18 protein-coding genes are annotated in these 18,328 nt (G+C 67.4%); 9 read left to right on the plus strand and 9 right to left on the minus strand.

Annotated features, from left to right (window positions below):
* Nucleotides 1-3: 3 nt before the first annotated feature.
* From BUB76_RS09520 to BUB76_RS09530, 3 genes are all read right to left on the minus strand, one after another.
* Nucleotides 4-735, minus strand: coding sequence for a transporter substrate-binding domain-containing protein (locus tag BUB76_RS09520; RefSeq protein ID WP_073128545.1), 732 nt, complete (start codon nt 733-735; stop codon nt 4-6).
* Nucleotides 736-879: 144 nt separating this feature from the next.
* Complete coding sequence (locus BUB76_RS09525) at nt 880-1,647, minus strand: ABC transporter ATP-binding protein (RefSeq protein ID WP_073128546.1); 768 nt, start codon at nt 1,645-1,647, stop codon at nt 880-882.
* An 85-nt stretch (nt 1,648-1,732) separates the two neighbouring features.
* Nucleotides 1,733-2,164: a tellurite resistance TerB family protein gene (locus BUB76_RS09530; RefSeq protein WP_073128547.1), complete on the minus strand. Its 432-nt coding sequence runs from the start codon at nt 2,162-2,164 to the stop codon at nt 1,733-1,735.
* Nucleotides 2,165-2,296: 132 nt separating this feature from the next.
* Here BUB76_RS09530 and BUB76_RS09535 point away from each other — a divergent pair, with 132 nt between their 5' ends.
* On the plus strand, nt 2,297-3,118 hold the full coding sequence (locus BUB76_RS09535; RefSeq protein ID WP_073128548.1) for a MipA/OmpV family protein: 822 nt from the start codon (nt 2,297-2,299) through the stop codon (nt 3,116-3,118).
* A 518-nt stretch (nt 3,119-3,636) separates the two neighbouring features.
* Here BUB76_RS09535 and BUB76_RS09540 read toward each other — a convergent pair.
* From BUB76_RS09540 to secG, 4 genes are all read right to left on the minus strand, one after another.
* On the minus strand, nt 3,637-4,239 hold the full coding sequence (locus tag BUB76_RS09540) for a hypothetical protein (RefSeq protein WP_073128549.1): 603 nt from the start codon (nt 4,237-4,239) through the stop codon (nt 3,637-3,639).
* A gap of 93 nt (nt 4,240-4,332) precedes the next feature.
* Nucleotides 4,333-4,533 carry a CsbD family protein gene (locus BUB76_RS09545; RefSeq protein WP_073128550.1) on the minus strand — a complete coding sequence of 67 codons (201 nt, stop codon included), beginning with the start codon at nt 4,531-4,533 and terminating at the stop codon, nt 4,333-4,335.
* Between the two features lie 96 nt (nt 4,534-4,629).
* Nucleotides 4,630-6,273: a CTP synthase gene (pyrG, locus tag BUB76_RS09550; RefSeq protein WP_073128551.1), complete on the minus strand. Its 1,644-nt coding sequence runs from the start codon at nt 6,271-6,273 to the stop codon at nt 4,630-4,632.
* Nucleotides 6,274-6,413: 140 nt separating this feature from the next.
* Nucleotides 6,414-6,776: a preprotein translocase subunit SecG gene (gene secG / locus BUB76_RS09555; RefSeq protein ID WP_073128552.1), complete on the minus strand. Its 363-nt coding sequence runs from the start codon at nt 6,774-6,776 to the stop codon at nt 6,414-6,416.
* 156 nt (nt 6,777-6,932) lie between these two features.
* On the opposite strand from secG, the gene BUB76_RS09560 reads away from it, so the two are divergent.
* On the plus strand, nt 6,933-8,225 hold the full coding sequence (locus tag BUB76_RS09560; protein WP_073128553.1) for an adenylosuccinate synthase: 1,293 nt from the start codon (nt 6,933-6,935) through the stop codon (nt 8,223-8,225).
* A gap of 4 nt (nt 8,226-8,229) precedes the next feature.
* Nucleotides 8,230-8,454, plus strand: coding sequence for a DUF2842 domain-containing protein (locus tag BUB76_RS09565; protein ID WP_073128554.1), 225 nt, complete (start codon nt 8,230-8,232; stop codon nt 8,452-8,454).
* Nucleotides 8,455-8,527: 73 nt separating this feature from the next.
* On the opposite strand, the gene BUB76_RS09570 is transcribed toward BUB76_RS09565, so the two are convergent.
* Nucleotides 8,528-11,137: a hypothetical protein gene (locus tag BUB76_RS09570; protein WP_139250835.1), complete on the minus strand. Its 2,610-nt coding sequence runs from the start codon at nt 11,135-11,137 to the stop codon at nt 8,528-8,530.
* Nucleotides 11,138-11,281: 144 nt separating this feature from the next.
* On the opposite strand from BUB76_RS09570, the gene BUB76_RS09575 reads away from it, so the two are divergent.
* Nucleotides 11,282-11,935, plus strand: coding sequence for a thiamine diphosphokinase (locus BUB76_RS09575; RefSeq protein ID WP_073128556.1), 654 nt, complete (start codon nt 11,282-11,284; stop codon nt 11,933-11,935).
* Here the strand turns inward: BUB76_RS09575 and BUB76_RS09580 are convergent.
* The gene (locus BUB76_RS09580) at nt 11,932-13,305 is read right to left on the minus strand and encodes an L-serine ammonia-lyase (RefSeq protein WP_073128557.1); all 1,374 of its coding nucleotides are present in this window, start codon (nt 13,303-13,305) and stop codon (nt 11,932-11,934) included. The two genes, BUB76_RS09575 and BUB76_RS09580, sit on opposite strands and share 4 nt — an antisense overlap.
* Before the next feature lie 133 nt (nt 13,306-13,438).
* On the opposite strand from BUB76_RS09580, the gene rpiA reads away from it, so the two are divergent.
* From rpiA to BUB76_RS09605, 5 genes are all read left to right on the plus strand, one after another.
* A complete protein-coding gene (gene rpiA, locus BUB76_RS09585; protein WP_073128558.1) occupies nt 13,439-14,227 on the plus strand; it encodes a ribose-5-phosphate isomerase RpiA in 789 nt (262 codons plus the stop codon).
* Nucleotides 14,228-14,240: 13 nt separating this feature from the next.
* Nucleotides 14,241-15,719 carry an FAD-dependent oxidoreductase gene (locus BUB76_RS09590; RefSeq protein ID WP_073128559.1) on the plus strand — a complete coding sequence of 493 codons (1,479 nt, stop codon included), beginning with the start codon at nt 14,241-14,243 and terminating at the stop codon, nt 15,717-15,719.
* Between the two features lie 75 nt (nt 15,720-15,794).
* A complete protein-coding gene (gene hflK, locus BUB76_RS09595; protein WP_073128560.1) occupies nt 15,795-16,967 on the plus strand; it encodes an FtsH protease activity modulator HflK in 1,173 nt (390 codons plus the stop codon).
* Nucleotides 16,967-17,983, plus strand: a complete 1,017-nt coding sequence (gene hflC / locus BUB76_RS09600; protein ID WP_084140613.1) for a protease modulator HflC — start codon at nt 16,967-16,969, stop codon at nt 17,981-17,983. The genes hflK and hflC overlap by 1 nt, the downstream gene beginning before the upstream one ends.
* A complete protein-coding gene (locus BUB76_RS09605) occupies nt 17,983-18,177 on the plus strand; it encodes a DUF2065 domain-containing protein (protein WP_073128561.1) in 195 nt (64 codons plus the stop codon). The genes hflC and BUB76_RS09605 overlap by 1 nt, the downstream gene beginning before the upstream one ends.
* The last annotated feature ends 151 nt before the right edge of the window (nt 18,178-18,328 follow it).

Below are 18,328 nucleotides of genomic sequence, written 5' to 3' on the forward strand. Positions count from 1 at the left end.
ATCTCAGAACGTCGCGCCGTCGGGCAGCCATTCCTCGATCAGCGCGTTCAGCGACCCGTCGTCCTTCATGGACTGGATCGCGGCGTTGAACTTCTCGCGCAGCTCGCCGTCGCTTTCGCGGAAGCCCATGCCGATGCCGCCGCCCAGCAGGACGTCGTCCCCCACGACCGACAGCTCGGATTCGTTCTCGACGATGGGCATCAGGAACGCCTTGTCGGCCAGCACCGCGTCGGCTTCGCCGTTGCGCACGGCGGCGACGGTTTCCTCGGGGGTGGCGAATTCGACCAGGGTCGCGCCCTCCATCGAGGCGACGTGGCCGGCCTGGATCGTGCCGGACTGCGCCGCGACGACCGCGTTCTCGACATCCACGTCGTCCATGGTCGAGACGTAGACCGACGGATCGGGCTGGGTGTAGGGATCGGAGAAGTCGATGACCTCGTCCCGCTCGTCGGTGATCGACATGCCGGCCATGATGGCGTCGTAGTTGCCCGAGACCAGGTTCGGGATGATCGAATCCCAGTCGTTGGTGACCCACTCGCAGGTCAGCTCGGCCCGCGCGCAGAGCTCGTCGCCCAGTTGACGCTCGAAGCCTGCGACTTCGCCGTCGTCGTCGAGAAAGTTGTAGGGGGCATAGGCGCCCTCGGTGCCCAGGCGCACGGTCGCGCTGTGTTCGGCGGCAAGCGCCATGCCGGTGCCGAGCGCGAGCGCGGCGGTGGCGGTCAGGATGGTTTTCATGCGGGTATCTCCCATTGATCGGATTCGACGGGCCTGTGGTCGGCCCTTGACCGCCGCAAAATCGTGCGGGTGCGTGATTTTTGCAAGGGTGCCGCAAGGGAAACTGCCCTGCGGGGCCGTTTTCGCGGCCAAATCGGGCAGGATTTATGCGGTTGAGGACAGGAAACCGCGCAGGCGTTCGCTTTTCGGGTTGCCGAACAGCTCGGACGGCGCGCCTTCCTCCTCGATCCGGCCCTGGTGCAGGAAGATGACGTGGTCCGAGCAATCGCGGGCCAGGCCCATGTCGTGGGTCACGATGATCATGGTGCGGCCTTCCTCGGCCAACCCCTGGATCACGCGGATGACCTCCTGCTCGAGCTCGGGGTCCAGCGCCGAGGTGGGTTCGTCGAACAAGAGCGCGCGCGGCTCCATGCACAGGGCGCGCGCGATCGCGGCGCGCTGCTGCTGGCCGCCCGACAGTTGCGCTGGGTAGACGTCGCACTTGTCGCCGATGCCCACCTTGGCGAGATAGCCGCGCGCGGCCTCCTCGACCTCGGCGCGGTCGCGTTGCAGCACGGTGACCGGCGCTTCCATCACGTTTTGCAGGATGGTCATGTGGGCCCACAGGTTGAACTGCTGGAACACCATCGACAGGTTCGTGCGGATGCGGGTGACCTGCCGGGGGTCGGCGGGCTTGCGGTCCGCCCCGGTGCCGCGCCACTTGACCGGCTCGCCCTCGAACGAGATCTCGCCGGACTGGCTGTCCTCGAGCAGGTTCGCGCAGCGCAGCAGGGTGGACTTGCCCGACCCCGATGACCCGATCAGCGAGACGACATGGCCGCGCGGCGCGGTCAGGTCGACCCCTTTCAGGACCTCCAGCGCGCCGTAGCTCTTGTGCAGGTCTCGGATCTGGAAAACGGGGGTATCTGTCACGGGGTCCGGCGGGCTCGGGCTGTTGCGCGTCGCGGCGCAGTAGGGCGGAAATCCGCCGGGATTGCAACGCCCGGCCCGCGCGGGGTTACTCGACGCGCTTGCGCGCCATGTTGCTGTCGCGGTCGTTGACGCCCAGCATGGGGGCCACCATGCGCATCAGGGCGTTCTCGTCCTCATCCCGCCGGCCGTCGGCCAGCACCACGCCCCACAGCGCCTCGACCACGGCCAGGCGATCCTCGTAGGCCACGCTGTCCTTGATGGCGCGGGTGAAGCGGACGGTGTCGGGCGCCTCGGACTCGAGCGTTTCGGCCTCGGCCCGCAGGGATTGCGCGGCCTCGTCCGTCAGCCCGTAGCGATGGGCCAGCGTGCGGTCGATCCGCGCGATCTCGGCGGTGGCGTAGTCGCCGTCGGCCCGCGCGAGACGGACAAGGAGCGCCGCCAGGGCCAGGCGGGCATCGCTATCGGCGAGGGGGGCGGGCTCGGGCGCGGTCATGCGCTTGAGAAGATCTGCAAACATGCGGGATGAAATAGGCGCGTGTTGCACGAAGGCCAAGCCCGGCCACTTTCGCGTGTTAATTCGGCGCGCCCCTGTTCAATGCGCGGTGCGGGGACTAGGTAGGTTTCAACTCTTGTGTGTTTGGACGACCCAATGCTGCGAATCGCTGCCCCCGTACTGGCCCTTGCCATGGGCCCCTCGGCCGTCATGGCCGGTGACCTGAGCCTGCCTGCGCCCGAGCCGCAGCCGGTGTTCCAGGCGCCCGCGCCGTCGACCCCGAACCTGGTCTTCACGCTGCGCGGCGGTGCCGCGGTGAACCCCGACTATTTCGGATCGGACGATTACTCGGTGGGCCCCGATTTCGGCTTCCGCCTGGGGTATGCCAACCTGTTCGGCCGTGAGTTCGGCAATGCCGACGGCTCGCCCAGCTATGGCCTGGGCGTGCGCGGATCGTTCCGCTACATCGGTGAGCGTGACGATGCCGACAACCCCGAGCTGACGGGCCTGAACGACATCGACGCCTCGGTCGAGCTGGGCCTTGGCCTGGGCTACAGTTCTTACAATTTCGACGCTTTCGCCGACGTGCGCTATGGCGTCATCGGGCACGAGGCCGTGGTCGGTGAGCTTGGTGCCGACTTCAAGGTCCATCCCAGCGACCGGCTGACGCTGAGCGTCGGGCCGCGCGTCTTCGTAGGGTCCGGCAAGTACTCGGACGTGTATTTCGGCGTGACCCCGGCCGAGGCCGCCGCCAGCACCAGCGGCTTCACCGCGTATGATCCCGACGGGGGTATCCTCAGCGCGGGTGTCGAGTTGGGCGCGAGCTACGAGATCAACGACCAGTGGGGCGTCGAAGGCGCCGTGACCTGGGACCGTCTGACCGGCGACGCCGCCGACAGCCCGATCGTGCAGGCCGGCGACCGCGACCAGTACGGCATCCGCGTCGGTATCACCCGCCAGATCACGCTGGATTTCTGACCCGGCCAAAGGCCGCGACCGAAAAAGCCGCCCAGTGAGGCGGCTTTTTGCATTTCGTGATGCGATTGGATGCTTGGGGCCGAGAGCGCAATGTCCGCTCTGAGCCAATACAAATATGCTTGGGTCATTTGCCGCGATAACATAGAGCCGGTTTATGATGATTGCATAATCTCTTTGGAGCGTTCAATTGGCTAACAAAGTTGTTCCGCGGCTGGTAACGATGGTAGCGATATTAGTCTTTTGTTGTAACTTTCGTGGTCGCAGGTATCCGTGCTGACAACTATATCAATAGCTGCATGGACGATGGTTCGGTCGACTACATCGTCGACGAAGAACAACGCCGGGAAGTATGCGATTAGGTCCGGAATGTCCGCATAGCCGCCTTCAGGCGCGCGGGCCTCTCGAGGATTTCGTCCGGAGGCCATGTCGGAAATGGCGTCATGTTCGAAGGAAGCTCGGCCGCGACCGAAAAAAGCCGCCCCTATGGGCGGCTTTTCCATTCCAGGGGTGGGGCAAGATCAGACGGGCGGGAGCGACCCGTCTTCGGCCACGCCCGCGAGGTTCGCGCTGATCCCGCCGTCGGGCTCTTGGGTCACGAACAGGATCGCCATGTCGCCCTCGGCAAGGTCGCGGTCGGGGGCGATGTTGAACTCGGTGATGGGGGTGCCTTCGGGGACGAGCACCGGCTCGTCCTCGCCGTTGTAGCTGACCACGATCACCGATCCGTCCGACGCGTTCACGACCTCGCCCACGGTGGCGTTGGTCATCAGGCTGTCCTCGGTCAGATCCCACGCGGTTTCGCCTTCCCCCGTGCCGCGCAGGGCCTCGGGGAAGACGTTGATCGAGACGGCGACCTTGCGGCCATCCTCGCCCTCGGTCGACGGGATCGACAGGAAATCACCCTGCCGCACGTCGCCGATCTCGATATACTCGTAGACCAGAACGCTGAAGTCGTCGGTCAGGGTCACGTCATAGCTGTCGCCGCCCTGGGTGGTCACCGTGACGGTGTCGCCGCTGGTCGACGTGACTTCGCCGCGCAGACGCGCGGTTTCCTGCGCGAAGGCGGGGGTCGCCAGCGCAAGGGTCGTGGTGATCATCGCTGTGGAAATCAGGGCGTTCATGGGATCCTCGTTAGTTGGTCGAAGACCCAACACCTGTTCCGCCCTTTGGTTGCAGACCGCGGGGCCACGCAAGGCGCGGCCCCGGTCGCTGTCTTACTTTCGGTCGCTCGTGACCGAATCCTTCGCGGTGTCGACGGCATCTTCGACGTGACCGGCGCTTTCCTGCGCCTTGCCCTCGACCTGGTCCGCCTGGCCTTCGGCCTTCAGCTTGTCGTTGTCGGTGGTGTCGCCCGCGGCCTCTTTCATCTTGCCGAGCGCGTCCTTGACCTTGCCCTTGATGGTGTTCTCGCTCATCGCGTCTCTCCATTTGCTTGCTGCAATCTGAAGGGACAACGTCAGCGCCGGGCTCGCGTTCCTGCGGCCCGAAAATCGTGATCGGGGCGGCGGCGGTCAGACCAGGCGGCTCATCTCGACGGCGGCGCGCACGAAATCGGCGAACAGGGGATGCGGCGCGAAGGGCTTGGATTTCAGCTCGGGGTGGAACTGCACGCCGATATACCAGGGATGGTCCTTGATCTCGACGATCTCGGGCAGGCGACCGTCGGGCGACATGCCCGAGAAGACCAGCCCGCTGTTTTCCAGCGCGTCCTTGTACTTGATGTCCACCTCGTAGCGGTGGCGGTGGCGTTCCTCGATCCGGTGGCTGCCGTAGATCTCGGCCACTTTCGAGCCGTCCTTCAGGCTGGCGGCGAAGGCGCCCAGCCGCATGGTGCCGCCCTTGTCGTCCAGTACGTCGCGCGCGATCTTCTGGTTGTCCTTGATCCATTCCTTCAGGTGGAAGATCACCGGCTCGAACCGGGCCTCGCCCGCTTCGTGGTCGAATTCTTGGCTGCCGGCGGTCTTCATGCCCGCCAGGTTGCGCGCGGCCTCGACCACGGCCATCTGCATCCCCAGGCAGATCCCCAGATACGGGACCTTGTGCTCGCGGGCGAATTGGGCGGCGCGGATCTTTCCCTCGGTCCCGCGCTCGCCGAAGCCGCCGGGGACGAGAATCGCGTGGAAATTCTCGAGGTAAGGGGCGGGGTCCTCGCGCTCGAACAGCTCGGCATCGACCCAGTCGATGCGGACCTTCACCCGGTTGGCCATCCCACCGTGGGTCAGCGCCTCGGCAATGGATTTATAGGCATCCTCGAGCTGCGTGTACTTGCCGACGATGGCGACGCGCACTTCGCCCTCGGGGTTGAACACCCGGTCGGCGACATCGTCCCAGCGGTCCAGCGTCGGCTTGGGCGCGGGCGAGATGCCGAAGGCGTCCAGCACCGCCTGGTCCAGCCCCTCGCGGTGATAGGCGAGCGGCGCCTCGTAGATCGACTTCAGGTCGTAGGCGGCGATCACGCTGTCGGGGCGCACGTTGCAGAACAGCGCGAGCTTCTCGCGCTCCTTCTCGGGGATGGGCCGTTCCGAACGGCAGACCAGCACGTCCGGCGCGATGCCGATTGAGCGCAGTTCCTTGACCGAGTGCTGGGTCGGCTTGGTCTTCAGCTCGCCGCTGGCGGCGATCCACGGCAGCAGGGTCAGGTGCATGAAGATGCACTGCCCGCGGGGGCGTTCCTGCCCGAACTGGCGGATGGCCTCGAAGAAAGGCAGGCCTTCGATGTCGCCCACGGTGCCGCCGATCTCGCACAGCATGAAATCGACCTCGTCGGCGCCGATGGTCAGGAAGTCCTTGATCTCGTTGGTGACGTGGGGAATGACTTGGATCGTCTTGCCCAGATAGTCGCCCCGGCGTTCCTTCTCGAGCACCGAGGAATAGATCCGCCCCGAACTGACGCTGTCGGTCTGGCGCGCGGCGACGCCGGTGAACCGCTCGTAATGGCCCAGGTCCAGGTCGGTCTCGGCGCCGTCATCGGTGACGAAGACCTCGCCATGTTCGAACGGGCTCATCGTGCCGGGATCGACGTTCAGGTAGGGGTCGAGCTTGCGCAGCCGCACCGAGAACCCGCGGGCCTGCAACAGCGCGCCCAGGGCGGCCGAGGCCAGGCCCTTGCCCAGCGAAGAGACGACACCGCCGGTGATGAATACGTAACGCGCCATGTGCCGACGACTCCCGTGACTGGTGGCCCGATCGGCCAAAAATCCTGCTTAAGGGGCGATCCGACATCGCCCCATCACGGGATTTGAGCATTACAAGGTATGCGGACCCGTCGCAACAGGGACGCAGGATGATGTGGCCCTTATTCCGCGCGGGGCGGCAGCGCGGGCGCATCGCCGGCCGAGGGCGGCAGAAGGCCGCTGCCATCGGGCAGGGACGGCGCCGGGGCACTGTCCTCGGTCTCGGACGTGCCGCCCAGACGGTCGATGACCGAGCTTCCGGCGCTCTGGTCGGCGGCGATGATCGTCAGCGTGATCGAGGTGGCGATGAACGCGATGGCCAGCGCCCAGGTCAGCTTGCCCAGGGCCGTCGCCGCACCGCGTGCGGACATCGCGCCGCCACCGCCGCCCATCCCGAGGCCGCCGCCTTCGGACCGCTGCAGCAGCACCACGCCGATAAGGCACAGCGCCAAGATCAGGTGGACGACAAGCACGATATTTTGCATGGGGCAAAGGCCTTCGCGGTCAGGGACAGGCGGTATCTAAAGGCCAAGCCGCGAACCCGCAACCCCGAGAAACCGGCCCCGCGCGATTGCGGGTTTCCCATGCGGCGAGGGGTCTGTATGGAAGTCACGCAATTTCCGCATGATAGGATACGGCACATGGCCAACGTAGTGGTGGTGGGCGCCCAGTGGGGCGACGAAGGCAAGGGCAAGATCGTCGATTGGCTGTCCGAGCGGGCCGACGTGATCGCCCGGTTCCAGGGCGGACACAACGCGGGCCACACGTTGGTCATCGACGGCGAGGTCTACAAGCTGCACGCGCTGCCGTCCGGCGTGGTGCGGCGCGGCAAGCTCAGTGTCATCGGCAACGGCGTCGTGCTGGACCCCTGGCACCTCGTGTCCGAGATCGAGGGGATCCGCGCGCAGGGCGTCGAGATCACGCCCGAGACGTTGATGATCGCCGAAAACACGCCGCTGATCCTGCCCTTCCACGGCGAGCTGGATCGCGCGCGCGAGAACCAGGCGAGCGTGGCCAAGATCGGCACCACCGGCCGCGGCATCGGCCCCGCCTACGAGGACAAGGTGGGCCGCCGCGTGATCCGCGTGGCCGACCTGGCCGACAACAAGACGCTGGAGACGCGCGTCGACCGCGCGCTGGTCCACCACAATGCCCTGCGCAGCGGGCTCGGGCTCGAGCCCATCGACCGCGACGCGCTGCTGGCCAAGCTGCGCGAGGTTGCGCCCGAGATCCTGCCCTTCGCCGCGCCGGTCTGGAAGGTGCTGGGCGAGAAGCGCGCGCAGGGCAAGCGCATCCTGTTCGAGGGCGCGCAGGGCGCGCTGCTGGATATCGATTTCGGCACCTATCCCTATGTCACCTCGTCGAACGTGATCGCGGGCCAGGCGCCCACCGGCACCGGCATGGGACCGCACGCGGCGGGCTTCGTTCTGGGCATCGTGAAAGCCTACACGACCCGTGTGGGCGAAGGCCCGTTCCCGACCGAGCTGCACGACGCCGATGGCCAGATGCTTGGCGAGCGGGGCCACGAGTTCGGCACGACCACCGGGCGCAAGCGCCGCTGTGGCTGGTTCGATGCCTGCCTGGTGCGCCAGACCTGCGCCATCTCGGGCATCTCGGGCATCGCTCTGACCAAGCTCGACGTGCTGGACGGGTTCGACACGCTGAAGATCTGCGTTGGCTACGACCTGGATGGCGAACGGCTGGACTACCTGCCCACCGCGTCGGACAAGCAAGCGCGCTGCACCCCCATCTACGAGGAAATGCCGGGCTGGTCCCAGACCACCGCCGGCGCCCGCAGCTGGGCCGACCTGCCGGCGAACGCCATCAAGTATGTCCGCCGCGTGGAAGAGCTGATCGGCTGCCCGGTCGCCATGCTGTCGACCTCGCCCGAGCGCGAGGACACGATCCTCGTCAAAGATCCTTTCGCGGACTAACCCCATGGCGCTGTCGCACAAGGCCAAACGCCGCTGGTCGCTGGTGATCCTGCTGGTTCTGCTGCCGGTTTATATCGTCGTGGCGTCGAGCATCATCACCTGGCTGGGCCGCCCGCCGATCTTCGTCGAGCTGCTGGTCTACCTGGTCCTCGGCGTGCTCTGGGCGCTGCCGTTCAAGAACGTGTTCAAGGGCGTGGGCCAGCGCGACCCCGACGATGACGGGGCTTAGCCCGATTGCCGACCTGGAATGAAAAACGGCGCCCCGCGGGGCGCCGTTTTCCTTTCTTGCCTTCGTATGGGGCTCAGCTGCCGGTGGCGCGGGCGCGCTCGATCATCTCGGCGCTGTCGTCCACCGCGAACTGGCCCTTGCCGACCTTGCGGATCCGGCCCGAGCGCAGCAGCTGGCCGAAGCTTTGCAGCCCCTGCTCGCGGGTGATCTCGCCCTCGGCGGCGCTGGCGGCGCGGCGCAGGATGGTCGGGCGCGACACGCCCTCCTGCCCCTCGACGATCTTGGCGTAGACCGCCGCGGCCTCGAGCATGTCGGGCAGTTCCTTCGCGCCGACCCGGGCGGCGAAATCGCGGAAGCTTTCGCCATCCAGGGCCTTGGCGGCGGTCGGCCGGGCGGCCGAAACCCGCTGCGGGCGGCTGGGCGTGATCGTCATGGACCGGCGCGGCTTCACCTCGCTGTCGACCCGCTGTTCCGAGACCAGCACCAGCGGCGCCGGGCGGCTGGGGATGTCGGCCTGCGGGCGGCCCGTGCGGCCACCGTCGGCCTTGGGCGCGGGGCGCGAGGGGCGCACCACCTGGGCCAGGTCGTCGCGGAACTGGCTGATCGCCTCGGCGTCTTCCTCCTGCCGCTTGTCGCGCAGCTTGCCGTCGGCCTTGGTCGCGGCCACGGCGGCCTTCAGGTGCGCGATGGCAGACCGGCGGCGGTTGCCCTCGGCGTCGCCCAGTTGCGCGTTGGTCTTGTCCAGCAGGCGCTTGAGGGCTTCTTCGCCTTCGTTCTGGGGCGCGGCGTCGGTTGTCTGGTCGTCCGCATCGTCGTCGTCCTCGTCGGAGGCTACTTCGACCGCTTCGTCCTCGTCCCAGGTCTCGCCGGTCTCTTCGGCGATCAGCTCGTCGAGCGACCGCATCTGGCGCGGCTCGGACGGGGCGTCGGCCTCGGCGGTTTCGCCGGCCTCGGCGCGGCGCGCCTCGCGTTCGACCTCGGCCAGTTCGGCGACAAGGTCGTCCTCGTCCTCGGCGTCGAGCCCCGAGGCGCTGACCAGGTCGCGGATACCGGCGGACAGGTCGTCGTCGTCTTCGCTGGTCGAGCTGTCCGCGTCGGCCTGGGCGACCTCTTCCCCGTCGGCATGATCGTCCGCTGCCGCCGAGAACATGTTGTCGTCCTCGTCGCCATCGCCGTCCCTCCGCTCGGACCGGTCGTCTTCGTCTTCCTCGGCCATGAGGCCGGCGATCAGCGTGTCGGCGCCGTCATCGTCCAGGTCCTCGTCGCTGAGGTCTTCTTCGGCCTCGGCCTCGGCCGTCAACGGCTCGGTCCCGTCATCGTCGATGTCGATCTCGGCGGTCAGGTCGTCCCCGGCGTCGTCGTCATCCTCGATCTCCTCGATGTCGCCGGCAGCCAGCGCAGCCTCGAAATCGCTGCGCTTGAGCTTGATGACCCGCGCCACGGGGGCGGCGGGACGCGCCTGCTGCGGGGGCAGGGGCGCGGCATCGTCTTCGATGGCGTCGGCGTTGGCCTCGACCGCGGCGTCGGCGTCCTCGAAAGTGTCGGCTTCGGTTTCGGCCGTCTCGGGGGCGTCAATGTCGCTCTCGGCGGGGTCGACATCGTCCATGTCGGCAACCGGGGCCTCGGCCTCATCGGCCTCATCGGCGTCGTCCTGCGCAGCCTCGATGGCAGCCAGCTCGGCGGCGATGGCCTCGGCCTTGGCCCGGGCACGTTCGGCTTCGGCATGCGCCGTTTCCTCCGCGCGGGTCCGCTCGATGGCGGCGAGTTCGGCCTCTGCCGCCTCGGCCTTCAGACGCGCCACTTCTGCGCGCTCGGCCTCGGCCTTTGCGCGGGCCTCTTCCTCGGCGCGCTCGGCTTCGGCCTTTGCACGGGCTTCTTCCTCGGCGCGTTCGGCTTCCGCCTTCACGCGGGCCTCTTCCTCGGCGCGCTCGGCTTCGGCCTTCGCGCGGGCTTCTTTCTCGGCACGTTCGGCTTCGGCCTTCGCGCGGGCTTCTTCCTCGGCGCGCTCGGCTTCGGCCTGTGCGCGGGCTTCTTCCTCGGCGCGCTCGGCTTCGGCCTTTGCACGGGCTTCTTCCTCGGCGTCGTCCGGTTCATCCTCTGCCACCGTGGGCTCGGCCGGAACCGAGAGGTCGTCCATCAGCGGCATCTCTTCGGACGCGGCGTCTGCCCGATCCTCGTCGGACGCATCATCGGTGAAGGCCGCGTCGATGTCATCGCTGACCACCGCGTCCTCGATCCCGTCGTCGGGGGCCGTGTTCTGCGCCTCGGCGCGGGCCTTGGCGACCACGGCGCGGATGCGGCTGAGCTTGTCGGCCACGCTGTCGCCCGATGCGGCGGCGGCCGGCGCGGGAGGCGTGTAGTCCTCGGCCGGGGCCGCGGCGGCGGGCTTGGACGGCGCAGAGAGCGGCGCGGGCAGCGCGCTGTCCTGTTCCATCTGGCGCAGGACGACACCGTTCTTGGCGATACGCGCCTCGACCCGCTTCTGCACCTCGCGCTCAGCGATCTGGTGCAGCATCTGCGCGTCGGGCTGGGGCGGTTCTGCCCCGAAATACCTGTCCTCGGCGGCCAGATCGCGGAAATACTCGGCGATCGACTGCATCGTGTTGAAGGGTTGGTCGAACCCTTCGAGGGTGCACGAAAACGTGCCGTAGGACACGGTCAGAATTTTGTTCGATCCAGTCATCGGCATCTCGCTTTCTTTCCCGATCAAGCAAGGAAAGGTTTACCACGCATTGGTTCCCAGAAATGAACAGAACCAAGAAAGTTGCGGTATCTTTTCGCGGCCTAAATGTGGCCCTCAATGATGATTTGTAAGTATCGGGCAGGAATGACCGGAAATCGAGATCTTTCGAAAGCCCTTACTTTGCTGGGCGGCGGCGCATCCGATCCCGCCGATCTGGCCGAGTCGCTGGCCCGCGCGCCCGGTCTCGTGGCGCTGGACGGCGGGGCCGACGTGGCGCTGGCCGCGGGTCACACGCCGGCGCTGACCATCGGCGACATGGATTCGATTTCGGGAACGGCGCTCGCGGCGCTGCCGCCCGACAGCGTCATCCGGGTCGACGAGCAGGACACGACCGATTTCGAGAAGGGGCTGAGCCGGGTCTCGGCGCCGCTGATCCTGGGCGTTGGGTTCACGGGCGGGCGGCACGACCACATGCTGGCGGCGCTGTCGGTGCTGGTCCGGCTGCGCCCGCCCTGCGTTCTGCTGGGGGGCGAGGACGTGATCTTCGCCGCGCCGCGCCGGGTGATGCTGGACCTCGCGCCCGGGACCCGGGTGTCACTGTTTCCGCTTGCGCCGGTCACCGGGCGGTCGCGGGGGCTGGAATGGCCCATCGACGGTCTGACCCTGTCGCCCGTGGGCCGCGTCGGGACATCGAACCGCGCGCTGGGCCCGGTCGAGCTGTCCTTCGACGGGCCGGGGCCGATCGTGCTGCTGCCGCGCAGCTGTCTCGACCAGGCCATCGCGGCCGTGACGGCCTAGCAATTCGGGACGTTCACCGCGAGGCCGCCCAGGGACGTTTCCTTGTACTTCTCGCTCATGTCGTTGCCGGTCTGGCGCATGGTCTCGATCGCGGCGTCCAGCGGCACCAGGTGCACACCGTCGCCGCGCAGGGCCAGCGACGCGGCGCTGACGGCCTTGATGGTGCCAAGCCCGTTGCGTTCGATGCAGGGCACCTGGACCAGCCCGCGAATGGGGTCGCAGGTCATGCCCAGGTGATGCTCCAACGCGATCTCGGCCGCGTTCTCGATCTGCCGGGGCGTGCCGCCCAGCACGGCGCACAGCCCCGCGGCGGCCATGGCCGACGCGCTGCCCACCTCGGCCTGGCAGCCGCATTCGGCGCCCGAGATCGAGGCGTTGTGCTTGACCAGTCCGCCGATGGCCGCGGCGGTGAGCAGGAACTCGGGCACCTGCCGCCGCGACGCCCCGGGCATGTGGTCCAGCCAGTAGCGGATCGTCGCAGGCACCACGCCCGCCGCGCCGTTCGTGGGCGCGGTGACGACCTGGCCGCCGGCGGCGTTCTCCTCGTTCACCGCCATGGCATAGGCGCTCATCCAGTCCAGCATGACGTGGGGCGCGGCCTGGTTGCGCCCGTGCTCGGCCTTCAGCGCATCGAAGATGCCCGCCGCGCGCCGCCGCACGTTCAGCCCGCCGGGCAGCGTGCCGTCGGTTGTCAGACCCCGGTCGATGCACGCGGCCATGACCTGCCAGATCCGGTCGAGCCCGCGGTCCAGATCGCCCCCGCTGCGGCGTGACAGCTCGTTCTTGCGTTTCATGGCGGCGATGGAGAGGCCCGAGCTCTCGGCCATCTCGACCATCTGTGCGGCGGTCTTGAACGGGTAGGGCACGGGCGGTCCGGTGTCGGTATCCGCACCCTCGGCCAGTTCGCGGTCGGTCAGCACGAAGCCCCCGCCGACCGAGTAGAAGACCTGCTGCACCAGCGTGTCGCCCTGCGCGTCACGGGCCAGCAGGACCATGCCGTTGGCGTGGCCGGGCAGGGCGGTTTCATAGTCGAAGCGCAGATCCTTCTCGGGATCGAATCCCATGCGCGGCAGCCCCTCGGGCGCGACGGAGCGGCGTGCGGCGATATCGGACAGGGTCGCCTCGGCGGCGTCGGCGTCGAAGTCCTCGGGCGTGAAGCCGGCCAGCCCGAGGATCACCGCCCGGTCCGTGGCGTGGCCCTTGCCGGTGAACGCAAGGCTGCCGTGCAGAACCGCCCCCACCGACGCCGGCGTGAACGGCCCCGCGCGCAACTGGTCGAGGAAACGCGCGGCGGCCACCATGGGCCCCATGGTGTGCGAGGACGACGGGCCGATCCCCACCTTGAACATCTCGAAGACCGACAGGAACATGGCGGCTCCTTCTGATTTGGCACGCGGCCAGATTGATCCATGGGGCCGCGCGCGCAAGGGGGCGCGGCTTTGCCATGGCCCCGGCGGGCGTCACCGCTTATAAGGCCGGCGAACCATCCGAGAGGTCCCGCCCATGTCCGCACAGCTTTCGCCCATCGACACCGCGAAATTCGTCGCTGCAAAGCGCGCTTGCGACTTCGTCGAGAACGGGATGCGCGTCGGGCTCGGTACCGGGTCGACCGCCGCGTGGCTGGTGCGCTGCCTGGGCGAGATGGTCGAGAAGGACGGCCTGCGCATCAAGGGCGTGCCGACGTCGACCCGCACGGCCGAGCTGGCACGCAGCGTCGGCATCGACGTCATCGCGCTGGACGAGGCCAAGTGGCTGGACCTGACCATCGACGGCGCGGACGAGTTCGACAACGAGCTGAACCTCATCAAGGGCGGCGGCGGCGCGCTGCTGCAGGAGAAGATCGTCGCCACCGCGTCGGACCGGATGATCGTCATCGCCGACAAGTCCAAGCATGTCGAGACGCTGGGCGCCTTTCCCCTGCCGGTCGAGGTGATCCCGTTCGGCTGGCAGACCACCAAGGCGCTGGTCGAGGAGACCGTAAGCGCGCTGGACGTTCTGGGCGACCAGGTGAGCCTGCGCATGGATGGTGCCCGGCCCTACGTCACCGATGAAGGCAACCACATTCTCGACCTGCACCTGAACCGCATCGGCAATGCCCGGCAACTGGCGCTGGTCATCAACCAGATCCCCGGCGTCGTCGAGAATGGCCTGTTCATCGACATCTGCGACGTGGTGGTGCTGGGCCATGGCGACGGGCGGGTCGAGGTGCGGGACATCAACGATGGCACCACGCAGGAGGACCGGATCGATTTCGTCGATACCGAGAACCTCTTTTCCGACCTGAACGACTGAGCGCGGAGTAACCATGTCTGAATTCGACTACGACCTGTTCGTGATCGGCGGCGGCTCGGGCGGGGTGCGCGCCGCACGCACCGCCGCCGCGACCGGCGCCCGCGTGGCCCTGGCCGAGGAAAGCCGCATGGGGGGCACCTGTGTGATCCGCGGCTGCGTGCCCAAGAAGATCATGGTCTTCGCCTCGGAATACCCCGAGGCCATTGCCAACGCGCAGGCCTACGGCTGGGACGCCAGCATCGGCGCCTTCGACTGGCCCGACTTCCGCACGCGCCTGCACAAGGAGCTGAACCGGCTGGAAGAGGTGTATCGCTCGATGCTGAAGAAGTCGGAGGTCGAGATCTACGACAGCCGCGCGACACTGGCCGATCCGCACACCGTGAAGCTGGCGGACGGCGGGACGAAGACCGCCAAGCACATCCTGATCGCCACCGGCGGCCACCCCGTGCGCCCCGAGGTCCCGAATGCCGACCTGGGGCTCGTGTCCAACGACATCTTCCTTCTCGAACAGCTGCCCGAGCGCATCCTGATCGTCGGCGGCGGCTACATCGCCTGCGAATTCGCCTGCATCCTGCACGGGCTGGGGGTCGAGGTCGAAATGTACCTGCGCGGCGCCCAGGTGCTGCGCGGCTTCGACGAAGAGGCGCGCGGCCTCGTGGCCGAGATGATGCGCGACCGCGGGATCGGCATCCACACCGGCACCAATATCGCCGAGATGGACCTGGCCGAGAACGCCGACCACCGGCCCAAGGGCACGCAATCGGACGCCGCCATGGGGGCGCCCGCCAATGACGGGATGTCCCGCACCCTGGGCGAGAACCCCAAGTCGCGCACCGAGGATGCCGCCGGCAAGAAGATCTGGGTGAAATCGACGTCGGGGCGCGAGAACGTCTATGACCACGTCTTCTTCGCCACCGGCCGCAAGCCGTCGACGGATGGCCTCGGGCTCGAGGATCTGGGCGTGAAGCTGGGCCGGTCCGGCAATATCGAGGTGGACGAGTATTCCCAGACCTCGGTGCCGTCGATCTATGCCATCGGTGACGTGACCGGCCGGGTCGAGCTGACCCCGGTCGCCATCCGCGAGGGCATGGCCTTCACCGAAACCGTGTTCAAGGGCAACCCGACCCCCGTGGACCACGAGATGATCCCGTCGGCCGTGTTCACGCAACCCGAGCTGGGCACCGTCGGGATGACCGAAGAAGAGGCGCGCGAGGATCGCGAGATCGAGGTCTACTGCACCTCGTTCCGTCCCATGCAGACCGCCTTCATCGACCGGCCCGAGCGCACGCTGCTGAAGCTGGTGGTGGACCGCGAGACCCGCGTGGTGCTGGGCTGTCACATCGTCGCAGATACCGCGGGCGAGATGATCCAGCTGGCCGGCATCGCCGTGAAGGCGGGCCTTACCAAAGAGCAGTTCGACGCCACTTGCGCGGTTCATCCGACCATCGGTGAAGAACTCGTGACCATGCGCGAGCCGACGCGAACGGGTTGAAGTTTGGCCCCGATTGCCCAATTGGATACGATACCCATACGACCGAAGACGATCGACAAGAAGGCGACAGCAAGCATGGCGAACAATAACGGCGGCCCCTGGGGAGGCGGCTCGGGTGGCTCGGGCGGCGGCAATCGCGGAAACGGCGATGACCGGCGGCCCGGCAATCGGCGCCCGGGCGATGGACCGCAAGTTCCCGACATCGACGAAATCGTGCGCAAGGGCCAGCAGCAGCTGAAGGTGCTGATGGGCGGCCGTGGCGGCAACAATCGCCCGAATGGCTCAGGCGGCGACGGCGGTCCCGGCATGGGGCGCAACGGCTTCGTGATCGGCGGGCTCGTCCTGATCGGTCTCTGGCTCTTCGCCAGCTTCTACACGGTCCGCCCCGAAGAGCAGTCGGTGGAATTGTTCCTCGGCGAATATTCCTCAACCGGCAATCCTGGCCTGAACTTCGCGCCGTGGCCCGTCGTCACCGCCGAGGTGATCCCGGTCACCCGCGAACAAACCGAGGAACTCGGTATCGGCCGCGGATCGAACCAGGATGACGGCTTGATGCTGACCACCGACGAGAACATCGTCGACATCGACTTCGAGGTCGTCTGGAACATCCGCGACCCCGCCCAGTTCCTGTTCAACCTGGCCGAGCCGCAGGCGACCATCCGCGCCGTGTCCGAATCGGCCATGCGCGAGGTCATCGCCCAGTCCGAGCTGGCGCCGATCCTGAACCGCGACCGCGACCTGATCGCCAACACCGTGCAGGAGCTGATCCAGTCGACGCTCGACAGCTACGACTCGGGCGTGAACATCGTGCGTCTGAACCTCGACAAGGCCGACCCGCCCGCCGAGGTGATCGACGCCTTCCGCGACGTGCAGGCCGCCGAGCAGGAGCGCGACCGGCTTGAGCGTCAGGCCGACGCCTACGCCAACCAGGCGCTGGCCGATGCCCGCGGTGAAGCCGCGCAGATCCTGGAAGAGGCCGAAGCCTACCGCGCCCAGACCGTCAACGAGGCGCAGGGTGAGGCAAGCCGCTTCACGGCCGTGCTGGGCGAGTACCAGAAGGCACCCGAGGTGACGCGCAAGCGGCTGTATCTTGAAACGATGGAGCAGGTTCTGGGACGGGTCGACAAGGTGATCCTCGATGAGCAGGCCGGTGGTGGCGCCGGGCAGGGTGTCGTGCCCTACCTGCCGCTCAATGATCTGAACCGCCGTTCCGGCAACCAGACCCAGACCAACGGAGAGTCGAACTGATGCGTAAATCCTATGTGGCCCTCGCCCTTGCGGCCCTTGCCCTCGTTGGTATCAGCGGCGCGGTCTTTATCGTGGACGAGCGTGAAAAGGCGCTTGTGCTCCAGTTCGGTCAGATCCGCGCCGTGAAGGAAGAGCCCGGGCTGGCGTTCAAGCTGCCGATCATCCAGGAGGTCGTGCGCTACGACGACCGTATCCTGTCGCTGGACACCGACCCGATCGAGGTCACGCCCAGCGATGACCGCCGTCTCGTGGTCGATGCCTTCGCGCGCTATCGCATCGCCGATGTCGAGCAGTTCCGCCGCGCCGTGGGCGTGGGCGGCGTGCGCTCGGCCGAAAGCCGGCTGGCGTCGATCCTGACCACTCAGACCCGCGCCGTGCTGGGTTCGGACGGTGTCACGTCGAACACCATCCTGTCCTCGGACCGCGCCGCGCTGATGACGCGGATCCGCGACCAGGCCCGGCTGCGCGCCAACGCGCTGGGGCTCGAGGTGATCGACGTGCGGCTGAAGCAGACCGCGCTGCCCGACCAGAACCTCGCCGCGACGTTCGACCGGATGCGCGCCGAGCGGGAACGCGAAGCCACCGACGAGCGGGCCCGCGGTGAAGAAGCCGCGCAGCGTGTCCGCGCGCAGGCCGACCGGACCCGGGTCGAGCTGGTCTCCGAGGCCGAGCGCGAAGCGCAGATCGCCCGCGGTGAGGCCGACGCCGAGCGCAACGCGATCTTCGCCGAGGCGTTCGGATCGGACCCGGAGTTCTTCCAGTTCTATCGCTCGCTCACGGCCTACGACCGTTCGCTGCAGGGGCAGAATTCGACGCTGGTCCTGTCGCCCGACAGCGAGTTCTTCGACTACCTCAAGTCGGACAATCCGCGCGACGTGAACATTCAGGCCGTCGCGTCCGCGCCGTCGGAGGCGTCCGATGAAAGCGGGTCCACGGACGAGGCCGGTGCCGGCCCCACGGTCGAGCTGCCCGCCACGACGGATGACGACGCTTCCGAGGAAACGGCCACCAACTGATGGCGACGATCCTCCTGGCCATAGGCCTTGTACTGATTATCGAGGGGCTGGTGTTCGCACTGGCCCCTTCGCGTCTAGAGGACCTTCTGGCGGCCCTGAAACAGATGCCGATCGAGACGCGGCGCCTGGTGGGGTTCGGGGCGCTGACGCTGGGCGTGATCCTGGTGGCGTGGGCACGGTCGCTGGGCGCCTGAGCACCGTCGGACTGTCCGCCGGCGCCATGTTACGGTCTGTCACGCTGCTTTGAGAGCGCGTCATCGCCCGTTGTGTTGAACAAATCACAGCCTACATTCTAAGCACATGACATCTTGCGCGGCCCGCCGCTTTTTCCGTGGCCCCGCGACA

It is taken from the genome of Palleronia salina (assembly GCF_900141995.1).
Taxonomy (GTDB): Bacteria; Pseudomonadota; Alphaproteobacteria; order Rhodobacterales; family Rhodobacteraceae; genus Palleronia; species Palleronia salina.

What these genes read in the sequence shown, in the direction of transcription:
- BUB76_RS09520 (WP_073128545.1), bottom strand. Translation starts at nt 735, where the DNA reads ATGAAAACCATCCTGACCGCCACCGCCGCGCTCGCGCTCGGCACCGGC.
- BUB76_RS09530 (WP_073128547.1), bottom strand. Translation starts at nt 2,164, where the DNA reads ATGTTTGCAGATCTTCTCAAGCGCATGACCGCGCCCGAGCCCGCCCCC.
- BUB76_RS09535 (WP_073128548.1), top strand. Translation starts at nt 2,297, where the DNA reads ATGCTGCGAATCGCTGCCCCCGTACTGGCCCTTGCCATGGGCCCCTCG.
- BUB76_RS09540 (WP_073128549.1), bottom strand. Translation starts at nt 4,239, where the DNA reads ATGAACGCCCTGATTTCCACAGCGATGATCACCACGACCCTTGCGCTG.
- BUB76_RS09545 (WP_073128550.1), bottom strand. Translation starts at nt 4,533, where the DNA reads ATGAGCGAGAACACCATCAAGGGCAAGGTCAAGGACGCGCTCGGCAAG.
- pyrG (WP_073128551.1), bottom strand. Translation starts at nt 6,273, where the DNA reads ATGGCGCGTTACGTATTCATCACCGGCGGTGTCGTCTCTTCGCTGGGC.
- secG (WP_073128552.1), bottom strand. Translation starts at nt 6,776, where the DNA reads ATGCAAAATATCGTGCTTGTCGTCCACCTGATCTTGGCGCTGTGCCTT.
- BUB76_RS09560 (WP_073128553.1), top strand. Translation starts at nt 6,933, where the DNA reads ATGGCCAACGTAGTGGTGGTGGGCGCCCAGTGGGGCGACGAAGGCAAG.
- BUB76_RS09565 (WP_073128554.1), top strand. Translation starts at nt 8,230, where the DNA reads ATGGCGCTGTCGCACAAGGCCAAACGCCGCTGGTCGCTGGTGATCCTG.
- BUB76_RS09570 (WP_139250835.1), bottom strand. Translation starts at nt 11,137, where the DNA reads ATGACTGGATCGAACAAAATTCTGACCGTGTCCTACGGCACGTTTTCG.
- BUB76_RS09575 (WP_073128556.1), top strand. Translation starts at nt 11,282, where the DNA reads ATGACCGGAAATCGAGATCTTTCGAAAGCCCTTACTTTGCTGGGCGGC.
- BUB76_RS09580 (WP_073128557.1), bottom strand. Translation starts at nt 13,305, where the DNA reads ATGTTCCTGTCGGTCTTCGAGATGTTCAAGGTGGGGATCGGCCCGTCG.
- rpiA (WP_073128558.1), top strand. Translation starts at nt 13,439, where the DNA reads ATGTCCGCACAGCTTTCGCCCATCGACACCGCGAAATTCGTCGCTGCA.
- BUB76_RS09590 (WP_073128559.1), top strand. Translation starts at nt 14,241, where the DNA reads ATGTCTGAATTCGACTACGACCTGTTCGTGATCGGCGGCGGCTCGGGC.
- hflK (WP_073128560.1), top strand. Translation starts at nt 15,795, where the DNA reads ATGGCGAACAATAACGGCGGCCCCTGGGGAGGCGGCTCGGGTGGCTCG.
- hflC (WP_084140613.1), top strand. Translation starts at nt 16,967, where the DNA reads ATGCGTAAATCCTATGTGGCCCTCGCCCTTGCGGCCCTTGCCCTCGTT.
- BUB76_RS09605 (WP_073128561.1), top strand. Translation starts at nt 17,983, where the DNA reads ATGGCGACGATCCTCCTGGCCATAGGCCTTGTACTGATTATCGAGGGG.